The sequence below is a fragment of the Pseudomonas sp. P4_D7 genome, from assembly GCF_056401755.1.
On the sequence record NZ_JBFUIR010000002.1, the window covers coordinates 190,689 to 215,246 of the forward strand.

15 protein-coding genes and 2 pseudogenes are annotated in these 24,558 nt (G+C 59.6%); 9 read left to right on the forward strand and 8 right to left on the reverse strand.

Features of this window, described 5'->3' with window-relative positions; translation table 11 throughout:
* The 4 genes and pseudogenes from mscK to AC1DVF_RS02285 form a co-directional block, all read right to left on the reverse strand.
* Nucleotides 1–3,354: a mechanosensitive channel MscK gene (mscK, locus tag AC1DVF_RS02270; protein ID WP_477781936.1), complete on the reverse strand. Its 3,354-nt coding sequence runs from the start codon at nt 3,352–3,354 to the stop codon at nt 1–3.
* Between the two features lie 34 nt (nt 3,355–3,388).
* Complete coding sequence (locus AC1DVF_RS02275) at nt 3,389–5,131, reverse strand: potassium/proton antiporter (protein ID WP_007909521.1); 1,743 nt, start codon at nt 5,129–5,131, stop codon at nt 3,389–3,391.
* A 322-nt stretch (nt 5,132–5,453) separates the two neighbouring features.
* Nucleotides 5,454–6,326: a methyl-accepting chemotaxis protein gene (locus AC1DVF_RS02280; RefSeq protein WP_371042268.1), complete on the reverse strand. Its 873-nt coding sequence runs from the start codon at nt 6,324–6,326 to the stop codon at nt 5,454–5,456.
* 30 nt (nt 6,327–6,356) lie between these two features.
* A pseudogene (locus AC1DVF_RS02285) lies at nt 6,357–7,109 on the reverse strand (MCP four helix bundle domain-containing protein); the annotation flags it as partial.
* Nucleotides 7,110–7,357: 248 nt separating this feature from the next.
* On the opposite strand from AC1DVF_RS02285, the gene AC1DVF_RS02290 reads away from it, so the two are divergent.
* The 4 genes and pseudogenes from AC1DVF_RS02290 to AC1DVF_RS02305 all read left to right on the forward strand — a co-directional run bounded on the left by AC1DVF_RS02290 (nt 7,358) and on the right by AC1DVF_RS02305 (nt 9,924).
* Nucleotides 7,358–7,588: a hypothetical protein gene (locus tag AC1DVF_RS02290; protein ID WP_007909525.1), complete on the forward strand. Its 231-nt coding sequence runs from the start codon at nt 7,358–7,360 to the stop codon at nt 7,586–7,588.
* Nucleotides 7,585–7,887 carry a cell division protein ZapA gene (locus tag AC1DVF_RS02295; RefSeq protein WP_064117128.1) on the forward strand — a complete coding sequence of 101 codons (303 nt, stop codon included), beginning with the start codon at nt 7,585–7,587 and terminating at the stop codon, nt 7,885–7,887. The genes AC1DVF_RS02290 and AC1DVF_RS02295 overlap by 4 nt, the downstream gene beginning before the upstream one ends.
* A gap of 144 nt (nt 7,888–8,031) precedes the next feature.
* A pseudogene (locus AC1DVF_RS02300) lies at nt 8,032–9,057 on the forward strand (HAMP domain-containing protein); the annotation flags it as partial.
* 135 nt (nt 9,058–9,192) lie between these two features.
* Nucleotides 9,193–9,924: a methyl-accepting chemotaxis protein gene (locus tag AC1DVF_RS02305; protein ID WP_371042269.1), complete on the forward strand. Its 732-nt coding sequence runs from the start codon at nt 9,193–9,195 to the stop codon at nt 9,922–9,924.
* A 211-nt stretch (nt 9,925–10,135) separates the two neighbouring features.
* On the opposite strand, the gene AC1DVF_RS02310 is transcribed toward AC1DVF_RS02305, so the two are convergent.
* Nucleotides 10,136–11,938 carry an acyl-CoA dehydrogenase gene (locus AC1DVF_RS02310; protein ID WP_460089604.1) on the reverse strand — a complete coding sequence of 601 codons (1,803 nt, stop codon included), beginning with the start codon at nt 11,936–11,938 and terminating at the stop codon, nt 10,136–10,138.
* A gap of 259 nt (nt 11,939–12,197) precedes the next feature.
* On the reverse strand, nt 12,198–16,151 hold the full coding sequence (putA, locus tag AC1DVF_RS02315; protein WP_477781937.1) for a trifunctional transcriptional regulator/proline dehydrogenase/L-glutamate gamma-semialdehyde dehydrogenase: 3,954 nt from the start codon (nt 16,149–16,151) through the stop codon (nt 12,198–12,200).
* A gap of 458 nt (nt 16,152–16,609) precedes the next feature.
* On the opposite strand from putA, the gene putP reads away from it, so the two are divergent.
* The 4 genes from putP (at nt 16,610) to AC1DVF_RS02335 (ending at nt 21,821) form a co-directional block, all read left to right on the forward strand.
* A complete protein-coding gene (putP, locus tag AC1DVF_RS02320) occupies nt 16,610–18,094 on the forward strand; it encodes a sodium/proline symporter PutP (RefSeq protein WP_460089605.1) in 1,485 nt (494 codons plus the stop codon).
* Between the two features lie 351 nt (nt 18,095–18,445).
* Entirely contained in the window at nt 18,446–20,461 is a 2,016-nt protein-coding gene (locus AC1DVF_RS02325; RefSeq protein WP_477781938.1) for a type VI secretion system Vgr family protein, read from the forward strand.
* Nucleotides 20,451–21,164 (forward strand): DUF4123 domain-containing protein, encoded by a 714-nt coding sequence (locus AC1DVF_RS02330; protein ID WP_116255759.1) that lies wholly within the window; start codon nt 20,451–20,453, stop codon nt 21,162–21,164. The genes AC1DVF_RS02325 and AC1DVF_RS02330 overlap by 11 nt, the downstream gene beginning before the upstream one ends.
* A gap of 336 nt (nt 21,165–21,500) precedes the next feature.
* The gene (locus tag AC1DVF_RS02335) at nt 21,501–21,821 is read left to right on the forward strand and encodes a hypothetical protein (protein WP_477781939.1); all 321 of its coding nucleotides are present in this window, start codon (nt 21,501–21,503) and stop codon (nt 21,819–21,821) included.
* A gap of 50 nt (nt 21,822–21,871) precedes the next feature.
* Here the strand turns inward: AC1DVF_RS02335 and AC1DVF_RS02340 are convergent, their stop codons facing one another.
* Nucleotides 21,872–22,327 carry a hypothetical protein gene (locus AC1DVF_RS02340; RefSeq protein ID WP_320335937.1) on the reverse strand — a complete coding sequence of 152 codons (456 nt, stop codon included), beginning with the start codon at nt 22,325–22,327 and terminating at the stop codon, nt 21,872–21,874.
* 517 nt (nt 22,328–22,844) lie between these two features.
* Here AC1DVF_RS02340 and AC1DVF_RS02345 point away from each other — a divergent pair.
* Nucleotides 22,845–23,684, forward strand: coding sequence for a 23S rRNA (adenine(2030)-N(6))-methyltransferase RlmJ (locus AC1DVF_RS02345; RefSeq protein ID WP_093430119.1), 840 nt, complete (start codon nt 22,845–22,847; stop codon nt 23,682–23,684).
* A 127-nt stretch (nt 23,685–23,811) separates the two neighbouring features.
* On the opposite strand, the gene msrA is transcribed toward AC1DVF_RS02345, so the two are convergent.
* Complete coding sequence (gene msrA / locus AC1DVF_RS02350) at nt 23,812–24,477, reverse strand: peptide-methionine (S)-S-oxide reductase MsrA (RefSeq protein WP_123448336.1); 666 nt, start codon at nt 24,475–24,477, stop codon at nt 23,812–23,814.
* Between the last annotated feature and the right edge of the window lie 81 nt (nt 24,478–24,558).

Genomic DNA, 24,558 nt, shown 5'->3' on the forward strand with positions numbered 1-24,558 from the left:
TTAGTCGAGTTTGGCCGGCGGTGGCTCTTGCAGCGGTTTCTGATCGTCGGCGATCGGCACGATGGTTTTGGTTTCCGGCTCGATCGGCACCATCTTGTATTCCTGACCGTGAAGGTTCTTCAGGTAAACCTCCATCTGGCGGAACGAGATGTTGATGTGCTGCTTCTTGAACTCACGGTTGATGAAGCGGTTGACCTCATCGAGCACCGGGTTGCGGTCACCGAGGTCGCGCACGTGCATGCGCAACTCGTGGTCGAGGGTGCTTTCGCCGAAGTTGAGGAAGTACACGTGCGGCTCGGGTTCCTTGAGCACGCGCGGGTTCTCGCGGGCAGCCTTGAGCAGCAGTTCCTTGACCAGATCCAGATCGGAGCCGTAGTCGACGCCAAGTTTCAGCGTCACGCGGGTGATGGTGTCGGTCAGCGACCAGTTGATCAGTTGTCCGGTGATGAACGTCTTGTTCGGGACAATGATGTCCTTGCGGTCGAAGTCGGTGATGGTCGTGGCGCGGATGCGGATCTTGCTCACCGTGCCCGACAGGTTGCCGATGGTGATGGTGTCACCGATCCGCACTGGGCGTTCGAACAGAATCATGATGCCGGAGATGAAGTTCGCAAAAATCTCCTGCATACCGAAACCGAGGCCGACCGACAGCGCCGCCACCAGCCATTGCAACTTGTCCCAGCTGACGCCGAGGGTCGACAGGGTCGAGACGAAACCGACACCGGCGATCACATACGACAGCAGCGTCGTGGTCGCGTAGGCACTGCCCTGGGCCAGATTGAGCTTGGACAGCACAAACACTTCCAGCAGGCCGGGCAAGTTGCGCGCGAGGGCGAAAGTGATGCCGATGATGATCAGTGCACCAAGCATGTCGCCGATGCTGATTGGCACCATGCTCATGTTGGCGCCGGTGCCGCTGGTGTACTCGTAGAGGGTGATGTTGTCGAGGTACGAGAACACCGAAATCAGGTCCGACCAGACCCAGTACAGCGCGGCGATGAAACCGCCGAGCAGGGCCAGACGGATCAGGCGCAGGGATTGTTCGTTGACCTTTTCGATGTCCAGCGTCGGCTCTTCGATCACCGCTTCGCCATCGCCGGCTTCTTTCGCCGCCTGACGTTTGGCCAGGGCACGCTGGTAGGCCAGACGTCGTGCGGCAACGCTCAGACCGCGCACGAAGGTGGCTTCGATCACCAGCCAGAACATCAGCAGGTACAGGGTGTTGATCAACCGGTCGCTGAGCTTCAGCGCGGTGTAGTAGTAGCCGAAGCACACCGCCACGAACAACGCGATCGGCAGCAGGGTGAACATCACGCCGACGGCTTTGCGGAACAGCGAAGTGTTCTCGTGGGCCGGGCTGCTGATCAGCAAGCGACTGAGCAGCCAGGCCATCAGGGCATAGCAGGTCAGCACCACCGGCATGCCGAGCACGTCGTCTGCCAGTGCTGCCGGTTGCAGTTCGGCCACGGCGACAATAGTCACCAGCGCCATGACCACCAGACCCAGACGACGGATCCAGCCCTGGAGGAATTCGACCTGCGGCTTCTCCCAGCGGAAATGCAGTTCCGCCACGCCACCCGGCGCCAGAATCCGATAAGCGGTGTAGAACACCAGCCATGCCTGGCCCATTTGCAGCAGCGCCGCGCCCATGTTGGCGTTCTGCCCGCGAGCGTCGATCTGCAACGCCAGACCACACAAGGCCAGGCCCAACGCGACCGGCATCGCCAGCAGAATATTGATCAGAATCGCCTGCGGCGTGTGCCACTGGCTGTCACGCTTGAAGTGACCGATGTCCTGGTGAACCTTGTTCAGCCGCGCGTACAGATTCTTGCGCCGCCATAGCAGAGCACCGATCAACAGCGCCAGTGGCAGGAACAGCAACGGTCGCTGGATCAGACCGTCTGTCAGCTCACTCAGGCTGGAGGCCCACGGCAGGGTGTCGACCTGACGTTTCAGGCGTTCCGGCACCGCGCGCATCCATTCCAGGTCCAAGGGCTTGTTGCTGGGGATCCAGAACATCTGCTCATCCAGCGTTGCGCGCAGGCTCTGTGCGGTGCTCAGCAGTTGTTTCTGGTTGAGCTGCAGGGTGATCGACTCGTTGAGCATGGCGCTCAGTTCGCGGTTCAACCGCTCCAGCAGATCGGCGCGGGTGTTGGCCAGGTCCAGCAGGTTTTTGCGCAATTGCGGCGTGACCTGCTCCGGCGGCTGCGTGGATAGCAGGTTGTCGACATAGGCGACGGGATTACTCAGTTGCTCACGCTGCTGGCTGACGTCGAATTGCCACAAGCGAATGTCGGCGATCTGATCGGCCAGATCGCGGTCGACCTTGAGGCGCGGCAGGGCTTGTTTCTGCTTATAGAGAATCTTCGACAGCAGCAGGCTGCCCTTGAGCACGCTGATCTGCTCGTCCAGCGCTGAATCGCTTTGGGTCAGGCTGTCGAGCTGTTGTTTGGTCTGCAGATTCTGCTGGGTGACTTCGTTGAGGCGGTCAGTGCTTTTGAGCAGGTAGTCGGAGAGCTTGAGGTTCGCCGTGCTTTCGATGGCCAGCAGACTGCTGCTCCCGGCCTTCTGCGCTTCGATCGACTGTTGGGTAACGGTTTCCTGCGACTGCGCCAGACGTTTCTGGTTGATCAGGGTTTGCAGTTCCTGAATCTCGCGGTCGAGGCGGTCGGACTTCTCCGATAGCAAGTCATGCTGGGCATTGCCCAGATCCTGCAACTGGCTGTTGCCGGCCAGCTCCTGACGGCGCAGCGGGATCAGCGCATTCAGCGCCGCCAGTTCCGCGTTCAACTGGTCGCGCTGCTCGGCGGTGACGGTTTTACCCGCGTCCTTGCCGGATTTGAGGATGTTGTTGATCTGCTGGATGCGCGTCTGGCTGGCGGATATCTCCGCTTGCGCGCGTTCGGGACGCGTCTGCGCGGTGATGATCAGGCTGTTAGCGTCGGCGAGGGCTTTTTGCAGGTCACTTTGCTGAGTCGAGCGATCGGTGAGGATCTGCTCCAGTTGTTGGATCGACTCTTTGGGAAAACGCTGTGCCACCGGCACCACGGCCGTAGCCTTGAGGCGTGTCAGTTCGCGGGTGTTTTCAATCGTTTGCTTGGGCGCGGTGGCCAGCTGCTGCTTGAGATCGATCAGCTTCTGTTCGTAATCACGCTGGTTGTTCAGCTGATTGAGCGTGTTCTGCAGGACGGTCTGCAGGCTCTTTTTATCGGCATCCGGCAGTTTGCTGTCGGCGAGTTTGTCGAGGCTGGCCTGCACGGCGTCGCTGGACGGTGGTTCGGCGGCGTACAGCGGGCCGACAGTAAGACTCAGGCCCAGCAGGGCCGCGGCGAAAAAGGAGCGCAGGGTAGGCATAGAGACCGGTCAAGCAAGTGAGAGTGGACGCAGTTTAGAGGAAGAGCCCGGGGCCCGGGCGACTTCCTTCGGGGAATCTGACGCCCACTTTGCCGATCTTGTTCCCGTCCATGACCGCAACCGTCCAGTGAGTGTTGTTCCACTCCACCTGGTCGCCAACGATCGGTGCACCACCGACCTTGTGGGCAATGAACGCGCCCAGGGTCATGTCCGGATCGATGCCCTCGGCCGGCAGGCCATACAGCGCTGCAACCGCTTTAAGCTGGGCGTCTCCTTCGAGTACAAAATCGCCGAAGAAACGCAGATCGAGGCCGCGTTGCGGCGCCTGGCTGAACAGTTTTCCGAGGGCGCCGAGGTTGTGTTCATGGCCGATAACGCACAGTAAATCATCGACTTCCAGCACCGTACTACCCGACGGATGGAGCAGTTGCTGGCCACGAAACAGTGCCGCGATGCGCGTACCTTCGGGCATTTTCAGCTCACGCAGGGGCGAACCGATGCACCATTTCTCCGCACCCAGCTTGTACACGAACAGCTCCCACTCGCTGGTGACGTGGACTTCCAGCGCTGCGCGAGAAATCGGCGCCGGCTCTGGCGGCACGGTCACCTTCAATAGCTTGGCGACCCACGGCAGGCTCGTGCCCTGCACCAGCAGCGACACCAGCACGATGAAGAAGGCGAGGTTGAAGTACAGCTGCGCATTCGGCAGCCCGGCCATCAGCGGGAACACCGCGAGAATGATCGGCACCGCGCCGCGCAGGCCAACCCAGGAAATAAAGGCTTTCTCGCGGCCATGGAACGCCTTGAACGGCAGCAGGCCGACCATCACCGACAGCGGCCGCGCAAACAGAATCATCCATAGCGCCAGACCCAGGGCGGGCAGGGCGATCGGCAGCAAATCGTGCGGCGTCACCAGCAGCCCCAGCACCAGGAACATGCCGATCTGCGCCAGCCAAGCCATGCCGTCGAGCATGTGCAGAATGCCGTGACGGCTGCGCACCGGACGGTTGCCGATCACCAGACCGCACAGGTAAACGGCAAGGAAGCCGCTGCCATGCAGGGCGTTGGTCAGGGCGAATACCACCAGACCGCCAGCGATCACCAGAATCGGATACAGACCGGCAGCGAGGTTGATTCGATTGACCAGTTGCAGCATCAACCAGCCACCGCCCAGGCCGATCACGCCACCGATGCCGAACTCGCGGATCAGGTGGGTCAGCAGGCTCCAGTGCAAACCGGTCTGGCCGCTGGCGAGCATGTCGATCAGAGTCACGGTGAGAAACACCGCCATCGGGTCGTTGCTGCCGGATTCGATTTCCAGACTGGCGGTCACCCGCTCGTTCAGGCCTTTGCCGCCGAGCAGCGAGAACACCGCTGCGGCGTCGGTTGAGCCAACGATGGCACCGATCAACAAGCCTTGAATCAGATTGAGATCGAACAGCCAGGCAGCGGCCATGCCGGTCAGCCCGGTGGTGATCAACACCCCGACCGTGGCCAGCGACAACGCCGGCCATAACGCCACGCGGAAACTCGACACCCGCGTGCGCAAACCGCCGTCGAGGAGGATCACCGCCAGGGCGAGGTTGCCGACCAGATAGGCCGTCGGGTAGTTATCGAAGATGATCCCGCCGCCATCGACCCCGGCGGCCATGCCGACAGCGAGGATGATGACCAGAATCGGGATGCCGAGACGGGAAGAAAGCGAGCTGACGAGAATGCTTGCGCCTACCAGCAACGCGCCGATCAAGAACAGGCTGTTGATGGTCGTCGCATTCAAAGGCAGTACTCCAGAAGCGTAAAAACGGGCACAAACTGACCATGCAGTCTGCGTGCCAGCGATTCTAACCTGTTGAAATGTGATGCTGTCAAAAAGGTTTTTACGCTGGGGGATTCGAGGTTTTGGTTCGGCTGGCGATTGCTGCCCTCACCCTAGCCCTCTCCCGGAGGGAGAGGGGACTGATCGCGGTGTTTGTGCAAGGTACATCGACCTGAAATATCGCGTCGAACTGAAAATCTGAAAGGCCCCCGATCTGCTCCCTTTCCCCCTCTCCCTCTGGGAGAGGGCTGGGGTGAGGGGCTTTTGATCTTGATCTCAAAATTTACAGGCTGAACCGCCCAACCATGTTGTTCAGGTCCAGCGCCAACCGCGACAGCTCATTGCTCGCCGCACTCGTCTGATTCGCCCCAGTCGCCGATTGCACCGACAGATCACGAATATTCACCAGATTACGATCCACTTCCCGCGCCACCTGCGCCTGCTCTTCGGCGGCGCTGGCGATCACCAGGTTGCGCTCATTGATCTCGACGATGGCGGTGTTGATGGTGTCCAGCGACATGCCGGCACCTCGAGCAATGTTCAGCGTCGACTCGGCACGCTCGGTGCTGTTACGCATCGAATCCACGGCGTGTTCGGTGCCGCTCTGAATGCTGCCGATCATCCGCTCGATTTCGCTGGTCGACTGCTGAGTACGGTGCGCCAGGGCACGCACTTCATCCGCCACCACGGCAAAACCACGCCCGGCTTCACCGGCACGCGCCGCTTCAATCGCCGCGTTCAGCGCCAGCAGGTTGGTCTGATCGGCCAGACCCCGGATCACATCCAGCACCTTGCCGATGTCACGGGATTCATTGGCCAGATCGCCGATCAGGCTGGCGGTGCTCTGTACATCGGCACTCATGCGTTCGATCGCGCTGACCGTTTCCTGGACCAGGTCACGACCGTCGCCAGCCGAAGTGGTGGCGTTCTTCGAGGCTTCGGAGGTGCTCACCGCATTGCGGGCGACTTCTTCTACGGCGCTGGTCATTTCGTTGACCGCAGTGGCCGCTTGTTCGATCTCGTTGTTCTGCTGAGTCAGGCCACGCGCGCTTTCGTCGGTGACGCTATTCAGCTCTTCAGCCGCTGAAGCCAACTGAGTGGCCGAGCCGGAAATGCGTTGCAGGGTGTCCCGCAGTTTCGATTGCATCTTCGCCATCGCTGCCAGCAGACGTCCTGCCTCGTCTTCACCGTCAACGTGGATCGGCTGGGTCAGGTTGCCTTCGGCGATGGTTTCCGCAGCGTCCAGTGCTTTGGAAATCGGCTTGGTGATGCTGACGGTCAGCAGCCAGGCGAAGAGCAGGGTCAAGCCGCTGGCGATCACCAGCAGGGTGACCACCAGATCGAACGACATCGAATACTGATCTTTGGCGCCTTGATCGGTCTCGGCGATTTGCTGGGTGTTGATCTCCAGCAAGCGCGCCAGGGCGGTGTTTACCGCTTCAGAGTTGCTCAGCAGATCGCTGTTGAGCATCTGCCGCAATTCGTCGATCTGGTTGTTGCGCGACAGGGTTTTCATGCGGTCTTCGAGCTGACGGTATTGCGCCAGCAGTTGTACGTACTGATCGTACGCCGTACGTTCGTCGGGGCTTGAAATCAGCGGCTCGTAGGCACGCTGCGCCTCGGTGATCTGGCGGTTGCGCATATCGAAAAGCTCGATGGTTTTTTGCTGCACGTCCGGTTCGCGGTTGATCAGCAACCGATACGACAGCACTCGCAGACGCAGCGTCAGTTGAGTGAATTCATCGAGGGCCTTGATCGACGGCACGCTGGCCGTCGCGATGTCCTCGCCCGCTGAGCGGATTTTGCTCATCTGGTTCAGGGCGAAAACGCCCAGAATCAGCATCAGGCCGCCGATCAGGGCAAAGCCGGTAAACGCCCTTGGGGCGATATTCATATTGCGGAGGGACATGGGCGGATACCAAGAGAGGGCCGCATCCATGCGGGCTGAGACTGCGATATGGATGACTTATCGGTCATGCGACTAAAGTCTTGAGGCACTGTGCGTATTTGTCGCATAGGGACCGGGGCGACGAAGTGCAGGAACCAGATCGGCAGATCACAGTCTTTAAAACTCGCGAGAACGGTCGGCCACCAGGAAAATCAAGGCTTTGCGCCGGTTTAACCCTGGCATCCGTGATGACTTTTCTTTATCGTACGCGCCCTTTGAAAAACGCTTGGAAGATCAAAATGTTGGAAGCATCCCTCAGCCAATTGGAACAGCTCGTCAGCGACCTGGTGCAACAGAACCAGACACTCGCGCAAACCAACCAGACCCTGTCCACGGAACTGGCCCAGGCCAAGGATGAAAACGAAAGCCTGCAACTGAACCTGATGGAGCAGGAAGAAAAGCACGGCGCCACCGCTGCACGCATTCAAGCCCTGGTTGATCGCGTCAACGCAGGTCCTGTCAGCGCATGAACCACCATACAGCAGGGGTAAAAGTTGTCTCCATTCTCGGGGAGGACTATTCGATCAAGGCACCGGCCGGGGAAGAACAGACCCTGCTGGACGCGGCCATGATGCTCAAGGCAGCGCTGGATGACACCAAGCGCAAATACCCGACACTGATCGGTGACCGCTTGCTGGTGCTGGCGGCGATGAATCTGTGCTCGCAGCAGATTGAAATGAAGAAGCAGCACAAAGAAGAACTCGACCGTTACCAAGAGCAAGTCAGCGCCACGGTCGACACCATCGCCAAGACCATCAATCAGGGTTGATGGAGGTGCGCACAACCAAAGAATAGATTGTCGACTGGGTTGTATACAATCGGCACGGCTGTTGCATTGTTTCGGCCACTTATTCTTTGGGGGTGCTCCATGCAGTTGTGGCGACGCAGTATTCAATGGCAGCTGATTCTCAGCATGGGCACCGCCCTGCTGGTCAGCATCCTGATCGTGGTTGGCATTTATACCCTGGTGGTCAACCGCCTCGCCCAGAGCTATCTGGTCGAACAAGCGCTGCCGTCGAGCATTGAAGCGACGCGCAACGATATCGAGCGCATCCTCGTGCAACCGCTGACGGCGGCCAAAGATATCGCCAGCAATACGATGGTCCGCGACTGGCTCTCCTCAGGCGAAGACAGCAGCAAAACGGCTGGCTTCGCGCAGTATCTGGAAGGCATCCGCGCCGAACACAAGGCTTTTACCGCTTTGATCATCGGCACCGAATCCAATCACTACATCACCGAAAAAGGTCTGGATCGCACCCTCAGCCGTTCAAAACCGGCTGACGCGTGGTTCTATTCCTTTCTCGACAGCAATCAGCCGCGCACCCTGAACATCGACAACGACGGGGCGACCGGAGAGTTGGCGCTGTTCATTGATTTGAAGGTGGAGCAGGCCGGTAAGGTAGTCGGTGTGGCCGGGCTCGGTTTGAGTATGAAAGAGCTGTCGGAGCTGATTCACAACTTCAGCTTTGGTGAGCGCGGCAAGGTCTATCTGGTGCGTTCCGACGGTTTGATCCAGGTGCATCCCGAGGCGCAGTTCAGCGGCAAACGCACGCTGACGGAGCAGATTGGCGCCTCCGCTGCTCAAGCCGTCATGGGTCAAAAAAATGCTGTGAGCAGCAGCTTCCAAAGGGAGGGTGAAGACTTCCTCGCCTTCAGCCTGCCTCTGCGTGATCTGGGCTGGACCCTGGTGGCCGAAGTGCCGCAATCGCAGATCTACGCCGAAGCCCGTAAAGCGATGTGGATGAGCGGCGGTATCGGTCTGGCCGTAGCGCTGGTGTGCCTCGCTTTGGTGGTGTGGCTGGCGCAAGGGCTGGTGCGGCCGATTCGTCAGGTAACAGCGGCGCTGGTAGCGATTGGTAGCGGCGGTGGAGATTTGACCCACCGGTTAGATTCCAGCCGTGCCGATGAACTGGGCGACCTCGCTCGCGGCTTCAATCGTTTCCTCGACAGCCAGCGCGGGATGATCGGCGAAGTACTGACCACCAGCGAGCGTCTGCGCACGGCCGTGGGGCAAGTGGCGAAAGTGGTGGAGAACACCGCCGAACGTTCCGGCCGTCAGCAGGAAATGACCGACATGGTCGCAACTGCGGTTCACGAAATGGGCCTGACCGTGCAAGAAATTGCGCAGAACGCTGGTAACGCGGCACTCGCTTCGCAAACCGCGCGGGATGAAGCGATGCAGGCGCGGGAAGTGGTCGGCGGCTCGATCAAGCATATTGAAAGCATGTCCGATGAGATTGGCGTAGCGGCGGGTGCGGTCGGCGAGCTGGCGCATCAAGTGGCGTCGATTGATTCGGTGCTGGCGGTGATTCGCGGAGTTTCCGAGCAGACCAACCTGCTGGCACTTAATGCCGCCATCGAGGCGGCGCGCGCCGGTGATATGGGTCGCGGCTTTGCAGTTGTCGCCGATGAAGTGCGCACCTTGGCGCGCCGCACTCAGGCATCCACTGACGAAATCCAGCAAATGATCGGCAGCCTCAAGCAAGGCGCGGAAAACGCCGTGTCGTCTATGCGCACCGGTCAGGCGGCGACCGGTACCGGGGTTGAGTCGAGCCAGCGCACCGGGGCGTCGCTGACGGCGATTACCGGGCAGGTCGAGCGCATCAGTGACATGAACCATCAAGTGGCGACGGCGACCGAAGAGCAGTCGGCGGTGACGGAAGAGATCAATCGTAACGTGCAGGGGATTTCTGATTTGGCGCGGGCGACGGCTGGGGAGGTTCGGGCGTGTCGTGAGGATTGTCAGATGTTGCAGAGGTTGGCGGACGATCTGGCGCGGCAGATGGGTGGGTTCAAACTCAGCTGAGTGTTAAACCAGAAAAGCCCCTCACCCTAGCCCTCTCCCGGAGGGAGAGGGAACTGAATGTGGGATGCTTGAGAAGTACGCCGACCTGAAAGTGCTTTACCGAATCCATAATCGACACGGTTTTTCAGGTCGATGCGTAGACACCTCGGGTCGGCCCCCTCTCCCTCTGGGCGGTCCGAGGTTTCGGGAGGGCTGGGGTGAGGGTTGCGCTTCAGAACCACGCATCCTGCATCGCCAGGCACGTATCATCCCGCGCCTCCAGCAACGCCAGTTCATGGTGGCAACCCGGCACTTCCCACGTCAGAAAATACCGCGCTGCCTGCAACTTGCCCTTATAGAAGTCGGCATCCGCTGCATTCCCTTTGGCCAGCCCTTCCTCGGCTCGAATCGCCTGCTCCAGCCAGCGCCAGCCAATCACCGTGTGGCCGAACACCTTCAGGTACAGCGCCGAATTCGCCAGACTGCTATTGACCTTGCCCTGTGCCAGGTCGGTCAACAAACCGATGGTTACCGTTTGCAGGCGCGCGACCAGCTTTTCCAGTGGTTCACGCAGGGCGGTCAGCGATTCATACGCCGTCGCGCGTTCAGCGGTGGTGGCGATCAGTCGAATCAATTGCTTCAGTCCAGCGCCACCGTTCTGCGCCAATTTACGCCCGAGCAAGTCCAGCGATTGAATGCCATGGGTGCCTTCGTGAATCGGGTTCAAACGGTTGTCGCGGTAATACTGCTCGACCGGGTATTCGCGGGTGTAACCGTGGCCTCCAAGAATCTGGATCGCCAGTTCGTTGGCCTTGAGGCAGAACTCCGATGGCCAGGACTTGACGATCGGCGTCAGCAGATCCAGCAATTCGTGGGCCTGTTTACGCTCGGCTTCGGACTCAAGCGTCGTGGTGTCATCGAACAGGCGCGCTGCATACAAGCCGAGGTCAAATGCACCTTCGACGTAGGACTTTTGCGTCAACAGCATGCGTCGTACATCGGCGTGCTGAATGATCGCCACCGGCGCCGTCGTCGGATCTTTGCTGTCCGGAACGCGACCCTGTGGCCGTTCGCGGGCGTACTCCAGCGAATACAGGTAACCGGCATAACCGAGCATCACCGCCCCCATACCGACGCCGATCCGCGCTTCGTTCATCATCTGGAACATGTAGCTCAGGCCCTGATGCGGCTTACCCACCAGATAACCGACACATTCACCGTTATCGCCGAAGTTCAGTGCTGTGGAGGTGGTGCCGCGCCAGCCCATCTTGTGGAACAGCCCGGCCAGCAGCACGTCATTGCGTGGGCCGAGGCTGCCGTCATCGTTGACCAGAAACTTCGGCACGATGAACAGCGAAATGCCTTTAACGCCCGCAGGTGCGTCCGGCAGTTTGGCCAGGACCATGTGCACGATGTTTTCCGAGAGCGGGTGATCGCCGCCGGAGATGAAGATTTTGTTGCCCTTCAGGCGATAAGTGCCGTCGGACGCCGGCTCGGCGCGTGTACGAATATCCGACAGCGATGAACCTGCATGCGGTTCGGTCAGCGCCATGGTGCCGAAGAAGCGGCCATCGATCATGGGCTGCAGGAAGCGTTGTTTCTGTTCCTCAGTGCCAAAGCTCTCGATCAGGTTCGCCGCGCCCATGGTCAGGAACGGGTAGGACGTCGAAGCCGCGTTGGCCGACTGGAAATGCGCGAAGCAAGCTTGGGACAGCAGCGTCGGCAGTTGCATGCCGCCAGCATCGAAGCTGCGCGCAGCGTTGAGGAATCCGGCTTCAAGGAAGGCATCCACCGCCGGTTTCACTTCAGGAATCAGAATCGCCTGACCGTCTTCGTAGCGCGGCTCGTTCTCGTCGCCCTTGCGGTTGTGTGGCGCAAAGTACTTTTCGGCAATGTTGCGCGCGGTGCCGATGGCGGCGTCGAAGGTTTCGCGATTGTGCTCGGCAAAGCGCTCACGCCGGGTCAGGCCCTCGGCATCAAGGACTTCATACAGCTCGAAAGCCAGATTGCGGGAACTGAGCAGCGTTTCGGACATGGCGGCCTACCTGAAGTTGGGGTTGGGCCGAGTCTAGGCGTGCTGATAAAGGCTGAACAGGATGATTGATAAGCGTGATGTTGAAGCCGCGCGCAGACTTAACAAACACCACAAAACACTGTGGGAGCGAGCTTGCTCGCGAAGAGGCCGGCACATTCAACATTCACGTTGACTGGCAAACCGCTTTCGCGAGCAAGCTCGCTCCCACAGGGACTGTTGCTATGCCGGACACCCATGCAGGTGCCCGGTTTATCAGGTGTTAGCCGATAGTCATCAAGCTGGCATTACCCCCCGCCGCAGCGGTGTTAACGCTCAACGCCCGCTCAATCACCAGGCGCTCCAGCGCAATGTTGGTCTCGCCCTGGGACAAGCCCTGAACCCCAACGATCGCACCGGCACGCTTGGCAATCTGCTGGCAAACGCCGCGCAACTGGTCGGAATGGCCGTGATGCAGAACCGCATCAAACACCACCTCGTCTTTATTCCAGTCGGTAACCAGCTTGATCCGCGCCTGAATCTCCTTCGGCAGGCGTGCGAACAAGGCCTTGCTGATGTCGGACTCCGGCCATACCGCCGAACCGCCTACCGCCAGCACCGCCGCCAGTTGCGTCAGCAAATCACCTTCAACCTCGGCCAGGCACAACACGTGCTCACGCGGCAGGATGGCATAGCTGTTTTTCTCACCGGTCGGGCCGGCCAGCACGCGGGTGATGCCGCTCTGCGATTGCGCAGCGTACTGCACGCAAAGAGTGCTCAGGTCGGCAAACTTGTTGCTGTCGGCCCAGGCTTTCAGCGCGGTCAGCGGTTTGCTCATGGCGTCGCGCAGACGAACGTCCGGTGCCACGGCAGCATCACCGCGAGCGAAGGATTGTTCGATGGCATCAGTAGGGCGCGTCGACAGCAAGCGGTACAAGTACAGCGGGCCACCGGCTTTCGGACCGGTACCCGACAAGCCTTCGCCGCCGAATGGCTGCACGCCGACCACAGCGCCAACGATGTTGCGGTTGACGTAGACGTTACCGGCGTTGACGTTGTCGATCACCTTGGCGATGGTCTCGTCGATGCGCGTGTGTACGCCCAAAGTCAGGCCATAACCGGAAGCGTTGATCTGGCCGATCAGTTGATCGATCTCTTTGCGCTTGTAGCGAACCACGTGCAGCACCGGGCCGAAGATCTCGCGTTGCAGTTCGTCGAAGCTTTCCAGTTCGATCAGGGTCGGCATGACGAAGGTGCCGCGTTTGACTTCTTCGGTGTCGGCGATAGCGACCTGATACACGTTGCGACCTTTATCGCGCATGCCCTGGATGTGCTTGTCGATGCCCGCCTTGGCTTCGGCGTCGATCACCGGGCCGATGTCCACGGACAGGCGCTCTGGGTTGCCGAGACGGCTTTCCGCCATGGCACCTTTGAGCATCTCGATGACGCGATCGGCGGAATCTTCCTGCAGGCACAGTACGCGCAGCGCCGAGCAACGCTGACCGGCGCTGTCGAAGGCCGACGAAACTACGTCGATCACGACTTGTTCGGTCAGAGCCGAGGAGTCGACGATCATCGCGTTCTGGCCACCGGTTTCGGCGATCAGCGGAATCGGACGGCCCTGGTTGTCGAGGCGACCGGCAATGTTGCGTTGCAGCAGGCGCGCGACTTCGGTGGAACCGGTGAACATCACGCCTTTGACGCGCTCATCGCCGACCAGACCGGCGCCGACGGTTTCACCGCGACCCGGCAGCAGTTGCACCACGCCTTCCGGGATGCCGGCCTCAAGCATCAGGCGAACAGCCTGAGCCGCCACCAGTGGGGTTTGTTCGGCCGGTTTGGCCAGTACCGGGTTACCGGCAGCCAGTGCAGCAGCGACCTGGCCGCTGAAGATTGCCAGCGGGAAGTTCCACGGGCTGATGCACACCACCGGACCCAGTGGGCGGTGGGCGTCATTACTGAAATCGTTGCGAGCCTGCACCGCGTAATAACGCAGGAAGTCGACCGCTTCGCGGACTTCGGCGATGGCGTTGGCGTAGGTCTTGCCGGCTTCACGAGCCAACAGGCCCATCAGTGGCTGAATCTCGCCTTCCATCAAGTCAGCGGCACGTTCCAGAATCGCCGCACGTTCGGCCGGCGGGGTAGCCTGCCAGATCGGTGCGGCGTTCAGTGCGCATTGGATGGCGTTGTCGACGTCTTCAACCGTGGCTTCTTGAACATGACCGACCACATCACGGTGATCAGCCGGGTTCAGAACCGCTGCCGGCGTTTCGTTGCTGGAAGCGCAACCGAGCATCGGCGCGGCTTTCCAGTCATTGTGCGCAGTGGCGAGCAAGGCGCAGGACAATGAGGCCAGACGATGTTCGTTGGCCATGTCGATGCCGCTGGAGTTGGCACGCTCGGCACCATACAGATCACGCGGCAGCGGAATGCGCGGGTGCGGCAGGCCGAAACCACCTTCCACGGTCGCCATCTGCTCGATCTGCGCCACCGGATCGGCCACCAGTTCCTGAATCGAAATCGACTGGTCGGCGATGCGGTTGACGAACGAGGTGTTCGCGCCGTTTTCCAGCAAGCGACGTACGAGGTACGCCAGAAGGGTTTCGTGAGTACCGACCGGTGCGTACACGCGGCACGGACGGTTCAGCTTGCCTTCGGAAACTTTGCCGACAACCTGCTCGTAGAGCGGTTCGCCCATGCCGTGCAGGCACTGGAATTCGTACTGGCCCGGGTAATAGTTCTGACCGGCAATGTGGTAAATCGCCGACAGGGTGTGGGCGTTGTGCGTGGCGAACTGCGGGTAGATGACTTCCGGCACCGACAGCAGTTTGCGTGCGCAAGCGATGTAGGAAACGTCGGTGTACACCTTGCGGGTGTAGACCGGATAGCCTTCCAGACCTTCGACCTGGGCGCGCTTGATTTCGCTGTCCCAGTACGCGCCTTTTACCAGGCGGATCATCAGGCGATGACGGCTGCGACGGGCCAGATCGATCACGTAGTCGATCACGTACGGGCAGCGTTTCTGGTAAGCCTGGATGACGAAACCAATGCCGTTCCAGCCAGTCAGTTGCGGCTCGAAGCACAGGCGCTCAAGCAGATCCAGCGACAGTTCGAGACGGTCGGCTTCTTCGGCGTCGATGTTCAGGCCGATGTCGTATTGCTTGGCCAGCAAGGTCAGCGACAGCAGGCGCGGGTACAGCTCGTCCATCACGCGCTCGTACTGTGCACGGCTGTAACGCGGGTGCAGTGCCGACAACTTGATGGAGATGCCCGGGCCTTCATAAATCCCACGGCCGTGGGACGCTTTGCCGATCGAGTGAATGGCTTGTTCGTACGACGCCAGGTACTTCTGCGCGTCGTGTTCGGTGAGGGCCGCTTCACCGAGCATGTCGTAGGAATAACGGAAGCCCTTGGCTTCGAACTTGCTCGCGTTGGCCAGCGCTTCGGCGATGGTTTCGCCGGTGACGAACTGCTCGCCCATCAGGCGCATGGCCATGTCGACGCCCTTGCGGATCATCGGCTCGCCGCTCTTGCCGATGATGCGGCTCAGCGAAGAGGTCAGGCCAGCTTCGTTGTGCGTAGACACCAGTTTGCCGGTCAACAGCAGGCCCCAAGTGGCGGCGTTGACGAACAGCGACGGGCTGTTGCCCAAATGCGGGTGCCAGTTACCGGTGCTGATCTTGTCGCGGATCAGTGCATCGCGAGTGCCTTTGTCCGGGATACGCAGCAGCGCTTCGGCCAGACACATCAGCGCTACGCCTTCCTGGGACGACAGGGAAAATTCCTGCAGCAGACCTTGAACAATGCCTGCACGACCGCCGGCACTTTTCTGGTTACGCAGTTTTTCCGCGATAGAAGCGGCGAGTTTGTTGGTGGCTTCTGCCATCGGCGCTGGCAGGCGAGCCTGCTCGATCAGCATCGGCACCACTTCCGGCTCAGGGCGACGGTAAGCGGCAGTGATCGAAGCACGCAGTACGGATTGCGGCAGGATGCTTTCGGCGAATTCAAGGAAGCACTGGTGGGCGTGATCGGTGTGCACTTCGCCCGCCTCATCGGCGTCCTTGGCGGTCAAACCGTTCAGCTCGGTCAGGGTTGCACCACCCTCGAGTTTTTCCAGGTAATTGAAAATTGCCTGTTTGATCAGCCAGTGCGGCGTGCGATCAATCGAGGTTGCGGCGGCCTTCAGGCGTTCGCGGGTCGGGTCATCGAGTTTGACCCCAAGGGTGGTGGTAGCCATATTTTTATCCTCATGGTTGCCACAGTTGCGTGGCATCAGCTGGCGGCAAGATTAGCCGTGCGCCGAAAGAGGTGCAACCGGGTGCAACCCTTTTTTTGTCGGAATAATAGGCAACTCGTCAGGAATTATTTTCTGGTACGAAAGTGCTGCTCCTGCTTGGTGCTTTTGCTTCTAGCAAAGGGTTATGACTGCCACAAAAGGGAGCAAAAACGGGGTGATTGTCGATAAATCCGACTAGGTGCAACTAATTCTCACGAAACTGGTTGCACCTTATTTGATTTGTTGCATAGCATTCGCGCCCTAGGTGCAACCGGGAATAACCCGGTGTACCGGCTGATGGCTTTCCTGGGGAAACATCAGTCCTAAATGCGCGGGATCCCGGATCGTCTGCCAAACGTCGTCGTTTGCGTGCGGTTCACCACCGCCGCTACATAAAAACAAAGCCAGGGCGTAACTCAATGAGCGTAAGCAATCCAACCCTGATCACGTTCGTGATCTACATCGCAGCAATGGTGCTGATCGGCTTGATAGCCTATCGCTCCACCAACAACCTTTCTGACTATATCCTCGGCGGTCGAAGCCTCGGCAGCGTCGTCACCGCGCTGTCCGCCGGTGCTTCCGATATGAGCGGCTGGTTGTTGATGGGCCTGCCGGGCGCCATCTATATGTCGGGTCTGTCTGAAAGCTGGATCGCCATCGGTCTGGTCATCGGTGCCTACCTGAACTGGCTGTTCGTTGCCGGCCGTCTGCGCGTGCAGACCGAGCACAATGGCGACGCCCTGACCCTGCCGGACTACTTTGCCAGCCGTTTCGAAGACAAAAGCGGCCTGCTGCGGATCATCTCGGCGATCGTGATTCTGGTGTTCTTCACCATCTACTGCGCTTCCGGCATTGTGGCCGGTGCCCGTCTGTTCGAAAGCACCTTCGGCATGTCCTACGAGACCGCGCTGTGGGCCGGTGCTGCGGCGACAATTGCCTACACCTTTATCGGCGGTTTCCTGGCAGTGAGCTGGACCGACACCGTACAAGCCACTCTGATGATTTTCGCGCTGATCCTTACGCCAATCATCGTGCTGCTGGCCACCGGTGGTGTCGACACCACGTTCCTGGCCATCGAAGCGCAAGATCCAAGCAACTTCGACATGCTCAAAGGCACCACTTTCATTGGCATCATTTCGCTGATGGGCTGGGGTCTGGGCTACTTCGGCCAACCGCATATCCTCGCGCGTTTCATGGCGGCGGATTCGGTGAAATCGATCGCCAAGGCGCGTCGCATTTCCATGACCTGGATGATCCTGTGCCTGGGCGGCACCGTGGCGGTGGGCTTCTTCGGTATCGCGTATTTCTCGGCACACCCGGAAGTGGCCGGCCCCGTGACCGAGAACCCTGAGCGCGTGTTCATCGAACTGGCAAAGATCCTCTTCAATCCGTGGGTGGCCGGTGTCCTGCTGTCGGCGATTCTGGCTGCCGTCATGAGCACCCTGAGCTGCCAGTTACTGGTGTGCTCGAGCGCCCTGACTGAAGATTTCTACAAAGCCTTCCTGCGCAAATCCGCCTCCCAGGTTGAGCTGGTCTGGGTCGGCCGCGCCATGGTGCTGTTGGTGGCACTGATCGCGATCGCTCTGGCCGCCAACCCGGAAAACCGCGTACTGGGCCTGGTGTCCTACGCATGGGCCGGTTTCGGTGCTGCGTTCGGTCCGGTTGTGCTGATTTCGGTTATCTGGAAAGGCATGACTCGCGACGGCGCACTGGCCGGTATTCTGGTCGGCGCGATCACCGTGGTGGTCTGGAAGCATTTCGAACTGCTGGGTCTGTACGAAATCATCCCGGGCTTCATCTTCGCCAGCCTGGCCATCTACATCGTCAGCACGATGGGCGAGCCGACCAGAGGCATGGTGCAGCGCTTCGACGCGGCGGAAAAAGATTTCCACCTGAACAAGTGATTGTTCTGAGCTGAGGCTCACCGGAAAACGGCCCGTTTCCTATAGGAGGCGGGCCGTTTTTTTGTGCCTGTAATTTCTCTGATTCACCGCGATCCCCTGTAGGAGTGAGCCTGCTCGCGATAGCGGTTCATCAGTAACGAAAATGTTGACTGTCACACTGCTATCGCGAGCAGGCTCACTCCTACAAGGTTCGGCGGTGGTTTTGGAGACTTGTCTGTAGTTGAAGGCGCCGCTTTTTGCAGGGTTTTTCGTCAATGAAAGTAGGGCAAATCTGATTTTCCCGTCACCCATTCATCACCCCTTGCCCCTCATGCAGAATCGCCCGCCCTTCATTCTGCAGAGAGACATCGGATGTTCGCGCCTGCCAATCAACCGCGTTTCACGTTGACCCTCGAAGGCGCCCAACATGACCTCAAGGTCCTTGAGTTCACGGGCAAGGAAGCCATCAGCCAACCCTTTCGTTTCGAGCTGGAACTGGTCAGTGAACGGCCGGACCTGGACCTCGAAAGCCTGCTGCACTGTCAGGCGTTTCTGAGCTTTGATGCGGACGGTTCCGGCGTCCACGGTCAGATTTATCAGGTCGGGCAGGGCGATTCCGGGAAACGTCTGACGCGTTATCACATCAGCCTGGTCCCGCGTCTGACCTACCTCGGCCAGCGGATCAATCAGCGGATCTTCCAGCATCTGACGGTGCCGCAAATTGTCGCGCGAGTGCTCAAGGATCATTCGATCCTGCGTGATGCTTTTGAATTTCGCCTCGGCAGCGATTACCCGGTGCGTGAGTATTGCGTGCAGTACGCCGAGAGTGACCTGGCCTTTATCCAGCGCCTGTGTGCCGAAGTCGGCATTCATTACCATTTTCAACACAGCCCCCAGGGTCACCTGTTGGTGTTCGGCGATGATCAGACCGTGTTCCCGCGTCTGGCCGAGTCGACGGTGTATTTGCCGGGCAGTGGCATGTCTGCTGGTGCGCCGGCGATTCAGCGTTTCAATGTGCGCGTGGAAACCCGTACCAGCGTGGTCACCCGGCGCGACTACAACTTCGAAAAGCCGCGGCTGCAGTTGCAAAGCCGTATCGACGGCGAGCAGCGCCCGGTGCTGGAGGACTATCACTTCCCCGGTCAATTCAATGATCGGGAAACCGGCAAGCACCTGGCCCAGCGGGCACTTGAGCGACATGTCGCCGATTACCGTCAGGCTGAAGGCGTCAGCGACGAATCCGCATTGGTTTGCGGACATTTCCTGCAACTGACCGAGCATCCGCGCCACGACTGGAATGACCTCTGGTTGCTGACCGCCATCGAGCATCATGGCCGCCAGCCGCAGGTGCTGGAGGAATCGGTGACCAGCGATGGCGAGGGATTTCAGGGTTACCGTAATAGCTTTGTCACCACACCGTGGGACGTGTTCTTCCGCCCGGCGCTGGGGCCGGAAAAACCACGCATGCTCGGCTATCAACCGGCGGTCGTGACCGGGCCGAAAGACAAGGAAATCCACTGCGACGAGTACGGCCGGGTCAAGGTGCAACTGGCCTGGGATCGCGACGGCGAATTGAACGAGCATTCCAGTTGCTGGCTGCGCGTTGCTACTAATTGGGCGCACGACCTTTACGGCAGTGTGCTGATTCCGCGAGTCGGCATGGAAGTGCTGGTCGGCTTCATCGATGCCGACGCCGACAAGCCTTTGGTCGTGGGCTGCCTGCCCAACGCCGCGACGCCGATTCCGCTGGACCTGCCGGCGGACAAGACTCGTAGCATTTTTCGTAGTCAGAGCAGCCCCGGCGGTGGCGGCTACAACGAACTGCGCATTGAGGATAAGAAAGGCGCTGAGGAAATCTATCTGCGCGCCCAGCGTAACTGGACGCAGCATGTGTTGAACGATCAACAGGTGCAGGTTGATAACCAGCGCAGCATCGTCGTCACCGGCACCGCCCGCCACGAGTTGAAGGCTGATGAGCAGCGCATCACCCACGGGCAGCGCCAGACCGAAGTGAAGCAGGACGATCATCTGAGCGTGACCGGCGACCGTCATGTTCGCGTGAGTAATCAGGCGATCAGCGCCAGTGGGCAATTCCACGTCAGCGCCGGTCAGCAAGTGGTCATCGACGGCGGCGCGAGTGCGACGATTCAGGCGGGCGGGCAGTGGATCAACATCGGTCCCGGCGGGATTTTCAGCAGCGTGCCGATTGTTGTGGGCGGTGCGCCGATGGCGGCGATGAGTGCCGCGCCGGTTGTACCGGGATTGCCGGAGAAACTCGCCGCCGCGCCGGCTGCCATGCTCACCGCTGCACAAATCATGAGTTTTAAAGGTGATGCGCCATTCTGCGAAGAGTGTGAGCGTTGCAAGGACGGTCTCTGTGCAGCCTGATTCCCTTTTGCCTGTTGATTGGCTGGCGCGTGAACCGTTGAGCGCATCCGAGCAATTGTTCGCGGTGTTCAGCAATGCCAGCGAGGCAAAGCCGTTCAAGGCTTGGTCAGAAGCGGCCAGTCCGATCTGGGCCGGGACGATCTATGCCGAGTGGGATGCGGTGATGCCTTACGTGGGAATTGTCGCTGCTGACAGTGAGTTTCTGCATTGGGTCGCCACTACCGAGTCGCGGGATTGGGGATGGCTGGCGGTGTCTTCGGCGAGTCTTGAAGAGGTGGCGGCGCACTTTCGCAGCCTCACCCAAGTGTGGATGCCGGGCGGCAAAACGGTGTTTTTTCGTTTCTGGGACGGGCGGTTTCTATTGCCGGTTCTGCAGGCCAATGAAGTGGATACGGCGCAGCTGTTTCCGCTGATCGGGCGTTGTTTGATTAATGGTCAGGCGCTGGAAATTGGTGGCAGGGCGCAGGTTTCGGGGCGGGCATTGCCGTGGTGGCAGGTGCCGGAGTCAGTGCTGGCGCAGCAGGGTAATGACGTGCAAACGGCCAATGCGTTGCAGTGGTTGAGCGAAGAATATCCGGTTCTTTTCGAGGCCTTTCCCGAGGCGGTTTTGCGTTGCAAGGTGAGGCGGTTTTTTCAGGTTTCAATGTCGGAAGATTCGTCGCAATCGGCGTTGCTGGCGTTTTTGCTGGCAGAGTCGGAGTGAGTTTTCGGGGCGAAGGTCTCAGACGATTCCTTCGAGTTGCGGCGGTTTTCATGAACTGGTGGGCGGTGGGTTGCAGGGATAGTCTTTTCGTTGTCACTGCGAGAGTGGTGACAGGGCGTAGGACCCCTGTGAAATTCACCGCGCACCAGCGCTGTCGTTTGATTGCGGCACTTAATACGTGTCCGTAGCATCGTTTGCGGCAGCTGTGCGCGGGAACGCTTCGGCGTGACTGAGTTTGGTGGGTTTCTCAGTTTCCTACTCTCGCGTACGGCTGCCACCTATACCCGTAGGAAGGTCACTTGGCAGCCTCTCTAAACCTATTGAGGTAAAACTGAAATGACTATGCTTAAACCCTATCCACCCTACGAAAAGATCATCCCCCATCCCGACAACCGCTTCATGGCGCTGACCGGCAATTGCAGCGACATGCCGACGCTGTTCATCGACACCCACGTGCCCCTCGACATCCTCATGGACGCCGCCAACCATCGCCTGCGCGCCGTGATCCAGGTGCTGGAAAACATGTGCATGCGCGGCTCGGTCGAATGCGACTCCGTCATCCTCAGCGACTTCGCCCAGCTCTGCGTGATTCCTTTGCGCGACGGCTGTGATGTGCTGGATGTCATCGGCAGGCGCCTGCGCGGCATGCCCGCCTGAAAAAGGTCAAAAGATCGCAGCCTGCGGCAGCTCCTACACGAGATTGGTGCTCACTCTGTTGGAGCTGCCGAAGGCTGCGATCCTTTGACTTTGATGGATGGAATGTACGCATCCTGCGTTTTGATAAAGCGGCTGAACGCCTCGGAGTTGTAGACCTTCAGGCACGCAAGGAACACTACTTTTTCATTCGAGTATTTGCTGTTTGAAGGTGTCTCTTCGTAAGCCGTTAATACGTAGTTTCGAGTTTCTTTATAGGGGTCGTGCAGCACCTGCAGTGTGTCTTCATTTTGCAGGATGGAATGCATGCCTTTGCCCATGAACGAATAGGCATTGGCGGACAATGCGATGTCTTTTTCCAGCGCGGAGTGTTCGTTGAATGGCTTCAGAATGCAGTGGCTCAGGCCGTAGTTCTTTAGTGTCTCGCGTGCCTGTTCAATGTGAGTTTCGTCGGCAAGGGCGAGGTATGGGCTAAGCAGGCTGAATAAGCAGATGATCAGATATCGCATGAGTTTTTGACTTCCTGTCGTTCATGGCTAGCCAGTTTAACGCCATAAAAGCAAAGCCCCTCACCCTAACCCTCTCCCAGAGGGAGAGGGGACTGACCGAGTTGTCTGGGTGATGTACGCCGACCTGCGACTTCAGCGGTGAACTTCGCTTGGTCAAGCCTGGAGGGTGGTGTTCTTTCTGGGGACTGACCGAGTTGTCTGGGTGATGTACGCCGACCTGCGACTTCAGCGGTGAACTTCGCTTGGCCGAGCCTGGATGGAGGTGTTGTTTCGGGGGACTGACCGAGTTGTCTGGGCGGTTTACGCCGACTTGCGACTTCTGCACTGATCTTCGCTTGGACAAACCTGAGATCACGCTGATCTTTCAGGTCGGTGTAACTCGCAAGATCACCACCGTCAGTCCCCTCTCCCTCGGGGAGAGGGCTAGGGTGAGGGAAAGGCTTTTGTCCGCTCGGCTGCGAACCCCTGACTTGCCGCCCGGTAAAAGGTAAACTTTGCGCCCTTCGCAGGAGCAGCCATGAATTATCGTCACGCCTTCCATGCCGGCAATCACGCCGATGTGTTCAAACACCTGACCTTGACCCGCCTCATCGCCTTGATGTCGCGCAAGGAGCAGCCGTTTGCCTATCTCGACACGCACGCCGGCATCGGTCTGTATGACTTGCAGGGCGATCAGGCCAACCGTACCGGTGAGTACCTGGAAGGCATCGCGCGCTTATGGGATCAACCGGATCTGCCGGCGCTGACCGCCGACTACATGAAGGTGCTGCATGATATGAACCCGGACGGCCAGTTGCGCTATTACCCGGGTTCGCCGGAGCTGGCGCGGCGCCTGACCCGCCCGCAGGACCGGGTGATGCTCAACGAGAAGCACCCGGAAGACGGCGTGCTGCTCAAGGACAACATGGCCGGCGATCGTCGGGTCAAGGTTCATCTCGGCGAAGGCTGGCACGTCGCTCGTGCGATGTTGCCGGTTCAGGAAAAACGCGCGGTGATGTTGATTGATCCGCCGTTCGAGCAGCTCGACGAGATGCAGCGTTGTGCGGCGTCGTTGAAAGAGGCGATTGGCCGTATGCGCCAAACCGTAGCGGCGATATGGTATCCGGTGAAGGATCAGCGTGCGTTGCGCCGTTTCTATCAGGATCTGGCTGGCACCGGTGCGCCGAAGTTGCTGCGTGTGGAGCTGCTGGTGCATCCGCTGGATACGCCGAACAGCCTGAACGGTTCGGGCATGGCGATTGCCAATCCGCCGTGGGGGCTGGAGGAGGAATTGCGTGAGCTGCTGCCGTGGTTGTCGAAGAAGCTGGGGCAGACTCAGGGTGGGTGGCAGATGGATTGGTTGATTGCCGAGAGCTGATCACTGACTGATCGTTCCCACGCTCCGCGTGGGAATGCAGCCCGGGACGCTCCGCGTCCCAACAGCGGACGCAGAGCGTCCATTGAGGCATTCCCACGCAGAGCGTGGGAACGATCAGTCGGTGGGGTCAGTTACCCGCCAAGCTCGGTGGCATGCACACGCCGGTGCCGCCGATCCCGCAATAACCCTCAGGATTCTTCGCCAGATACTGCTGGTGATACGCCTCGGCGAAGTACACGGTCGGCGCCTGTTCGATCTCGGTGCTGATTTCGCCCAGACCCGCCTTCGACAGTTCCGCCTGATACACCGCTTTGCTTTTCAGCGCCGCGTCCAGATGCTCAGGCGAGGTCGCGTAGATCACCGAGCGGTACTGCGTGCCGATGTCATTGCCTTGGCGCATGCCCTGCGTCGGGTTGTGCAGTTCCCAGAACATCGCCAGCAGCTCTTCGTAGCTGACCTTGGCCTTGTCATACACCACCAGCACCACTTCAGCGTGGCCGGTCAGGCCCGAGCAGACTTCTTCGTAGGTCGGATTCGGCGTGAAACCGCCGGCATAACCGACGACCGTGCTGACCACGCCTTCACGCTGCCAGAAGCGGCGCTCGGCGCCCCAGAAGCAGCCCAGACCGAAGATCGCAAAGTCGACGTCCTGGAAAAACGGGCCAAGCAGCGGGGTTTCTTCAAACACGAAGTGCTTTTCAGGCAGGGTCATCGCGGTTTCGCGGCCGGGCAGAGCTTGTTCTTTAGTCGGGAGCACGTTCTTGTTCACCAGAATTTCCGAGCGCAGAACCATGATCGTTCCTCTCAGTCAGGTTGGATGTGAAAAGTCAGACCGCCAGTGTGCCGAATGATGCCCGACTTCGCACTCTCCAAA

What these genes read in the sequence shown, in the direction of transcription:
- mscK (WP_477781936.1), bottom strand. Translation starts at nt 3,354, where the DNA reads ATGCCTACCCTGCGCTCCTTTTTCGCCGCGGCCCTGCTGGGCCTGAGT.
- AC1DVF_RS02280 (WP_371042268.1), bottom strand. Translation starts at nt 6,326, where the DNA reads ATGGCGAAGATGCAATCGAAACTGCGGGACACCCTGCAACGCATTTCC.
- AC1DVF_RS02290 (WP_007909525.1), top strand. Translation starts at nt 7,358, where the DNA reads ATGTTGGAAGCATCCCTCAGCCAATTGGAACAGCTCGTCAGCGACCTG.
- AC1DVF_RS02295 (WP_064117128.1), top strand. Translation starts at nt 7,585, where the DNA reads ATGAACCACCATACAGCAGGGGTAAAAGTTGTCTCCATTCTCGGGGAG.
- AC1DVF_RS02305 (WP_371042269.1), top strand. Translation starts at nt 9,193, where the DNA reads ATGGTCGCAACTGCGGTTCACGAAATGGGCCTGACCGTGCAAGAAATT.
- AC1DVF_RS02310 (WP_460089604.1), bottom strand. Translation starts at nt 11,938, where the DNA reads ATGTCCGAAACGCTGCTCAGTTCCCGCAATCTGGCTTTCGAGCTGTAT.
- putA (WP_477781937.1), bottom strand. Translation starts at nt 16,151, where the DNA reads ATGGCTACCACCACCCTTGGGGTCAAACTCGATGACCCGACCCGCGAA.
- putP (WP_460089605.1), top strand. Translation starts at nt 16,610, where the DNA reads ATGAGCGTAAGCAATCCAACCCTGATCACGTTCGTGATCTACATCGCA.
- AC1DVF_RS02325 (WP_477781938.1), top strand. Translation starts at nt 18,446, where the DNA reads ATGTTCGCGCCTGCCAATCAACCGCGTTTCACGTTGACCCTCGAAGGC.
- AC1DVF_RS02335 (WP_477781939.1), top strand. Translation starts at nt 21,501, where the DNA reads ATGACTATGCTTAAACCCTATCCACCCTACGAAAAGATCATCCCCCAT.
- AC1DVF_RS02340 (WP_320335937.1), bottom strand. Translation starts at nt 22,327, where the DNA reads ATGCGATATCTGATCATCTGCTTATTCAGCCTGCTTAGCCCATACCTC.
- AC1DVF_RS02345 (WP_093430119.1), top strand. Translation starts at nt 22,845, where the DNA reads ATGAATTATCGTCACGCCTTCCATGCCGGCAATCACGCCGATGTGTTC.
- msrA (WP_123448336.1), bottom strand. Translation starts at nt 24,477, where the DNA reads ATGGTTCTGCGCTCGGAAATTCTGGTGAACAAGAACGTGCTCCCGACT.